This is a genomic window from Photobacterium pectinilyticum (assembly GCF_024357955.1).
Classification (GTDB): domain Bacteria; phylum Pseudomonadota; class Gammaproteobacteria; order Enterobacterales; family Vibrionaceae; genus Photobacterium; species Photobacterium pectinilyticum.
In genome coordinates this window covers 1-2,412 of record NZ_JANEYT010000159.1, presented here as the reverse complement: position 1 = coordinate 2,412, position 2,412 = coordinate 1, and the positions used below count along the sequence as shown (strand labels likewise).

Below are 2,412 nucleotides of genomic sequence, written 5' to 3'. Positions count from 1 at the left end.
GCTTGGAGCATAAAAATTCCCTCCAGTTGCTGCCTACTTTAAGTGTAGCAACAACTTAAGGGAACATAGCGATTCAAAAACGTTTATTTCCAGATAGATGCTTGTTGCTGCGCTTCTAATTCTCGGTATTTAGCCTCATTGATAAGCATATTTATCGCAGAGCTCGTAACACCCGCTTCCCCAGATTGAAAATAGAGGCTGCGTAAATCATCAATGGCACTATCAACCTGCGCCAAAGGAACAGAATCATTAAGCTTTTCTACAGCTTCCCTTACCGAATCAACAAACCTCACGGCATCCTGCCAATCAGCTTCATCAGTAACTATTGAAGGGTCACAAGCCATTTTATCATCATGAGTCGATGTTTTAAGATCGTCAACAGGAGGTAGAAAAGCAGCGAGAACCCCAGCCCCCAAAGGAGAAATTAGCAGAGCAATAATAAAAAAATCAGTTCCAGAATGATATTTGCTCGTCGCATAAACAGCGGCAACCACAGACAATAACAACCATACAAAAGCAAAGATAATGCACATAACAGCCCCTTAGTGAATCGATTATCACTCATGCCATATATGTCGCAGCAACCTATTGAACGATCAACAATAATGAAATTCTTATATTGAAAAGGCGCAAAAGCAAAAGTGAACAACATTTGCTTAATATTCATACAACAAATCTTTACAAACTGTGATCTTTCTCGAAAATGCTCATATAACCATATGTTCTTTTGTAAATAATTGATCTAGAGAGAAATGATATTGAGACTGCACTTTTATGGGGGATAAGGCTGAAAATATGGGTTTACTTAATAGCTTAATAAAATCTGCTTGCATTACCCAAAACATGGGCATACCATTAATCGTAATTTAACGATGAATGGTAATAACGTCTAACTATGGCTGAATGCTTAACTAACCTTGATCCGATAGACTTGGATGAAGCGACTGAAAAAGAAATCGCTGCGTATGCGAAGGCCATGAGCCATCCTGCACGAGTTCGGTTGCTAAAAATTCTCGCAAGTGGTCAATGCTTAGGATCAGACCTTGTTGATCAGCTCGATCTTGCACAGTCGACTATTTCAGAGCACCTTCGGGTGCTCAAACAGGCAGGCTTGATTCACGCCGAGGTACAGCACCCGCGCACATGTTTCAGCATAAAACCAGAAGCTTTAAAAAGAATGAAAGACTTACTTGGCTATTTAGCCTAAGCGTCATAAATGCCTGAATGGGGTTGCTATCAGGCATTTTTTGTTACTAACATAATCGTTATTCGACGATAACCGATAATATTAAGGTACTTGTAATGGGTATATTTGAACGTTACCTCAGTGTCTGGGTAGGCCTGGCTATGGTTGCCGGGCTGTTAGGTGGCACCGCATTTCCTGCACTATTCACCTTCATGGGTGGATTAGAGTACGCCAATATTAACTTCATCATCGCTGTTCTCATTTGGCTGATGATATACCCAATGATGATGCAGATAGACTTTTCTTCTATCAAAAATATACACCGCCGTCCCAAAGGGCTAATCATTACTCTCACTGTGAATTGGTTAATCAAGCCTTTTACAATGGCGCTTCTGGCTATTCTTTTCATCAAACACCTTTTCGGTGGTTTTATGGGGTTGATTACGCCTGATCTGGCCAATGAATATATTGCCGGTATGATCCTATTAGGTGTTGCGCCTTGCACCGCTATGGTTTTTGTTTGGAGCCAATTAACCAAAGGTGACGCCAACTACACGCTTGTCCAAGTTGCGGTCAATGACTTGATTATGGTTGTAGCATTTGCACCGCTTGCCGCCTTCCTATTAGGTGTAACAGACGTCACAGTACCTTGGAGTACTTTAATCATTGCTGTGGTTTTGTACATTGTCATTCCGCTCGTTGCTGGACTGTTGACCCGAAAAGTTCTTCGTTCAGAGGAAGCATTACAGCGGCTCGGAAACAGGGTCAAGCCGCTTTCAATCCTTGGCTTAATCAGTACCGTTGTTTTGTTATTTGGCTTCCAAGCTCCTCAGATCCTGGCAAACCCACTTGATATCGTGTTAATTGCTATCCCCTTGATCATCCAAACATTCCTGATCTTTGCTATCGCTTACTACTGGATGTTCAAGTGGAAAGAACCGCATCGTGTTGCTGCACCCGGCGGCATGATTGGTGCCTCTAACTTCTTTGAGCTAGCCGTGGCTGTAGCTATCAGTTTATTCGGCCTACATTCAGGCGCAGCACTCGCAACCGTTGTCGGTGTACTGGTAGAAGTACCGGTCATGCTCGCGCTTGTAGCCTATGCCAATAAAACCCGCGACAAATTTCCCGTCGCTCACGCCTACTAATACCCCGATTTCAGATAATAAGTGCGACATTCATGGAAAGGTGTAGAAGAGGAAGCCAACTGCTGAAAGTGGTACGCT

3 protein-coding genes are annotated in these 2,412 nt (G+C 42.8%); 2 read left to right on the top strand and 1 reads right to left on the bottom strand.

Annotation, left to right across the window (positions count from 1 at the left end; genetic code table 11):
• Positions 1-83: 83 nt before the first annotated feature.
• A complete protein-coding gene (locus NHN17_RS25585; RefSeq protein WP_255045491.1) occupies positions 84-533 on the bottom strand; it encodes a hypothetical protein in 450 nt (149 codons plus the stop codon).
• A gap of 362 nt (positions 534-895) precedes the next feature.
• On the opposite strand from NHN17_RS25585, the gene NHN17_RS25580 reads away from it, so the two are divergent.
• Entirely contained in the window at positions 896-1,207 is a 312-nt protein-coding gene (locus NHN17_RS25580; RefSeq protein ID WP_255045489.1) for an ArsR/SmtB family transcription factor, read from the top strand.
• A 95-nt stretch (positions 1,208-1,302) separates the two neighbouring features.
• Positions 1,303-2,334 (top strand): ACR3 family arsenite efflux transporter, encoded by a 1,032-nt coding sequence (gene arsB / locus NHN17_RS25575; protein WP_255045488.1) that lies wholly within the window; start codon positions 1,303-1,305, stop codon positions 2,332-2,334.
• The last annotated feature ends 78 nt before the right edge of the window (positions 2,335-2,412 follow it).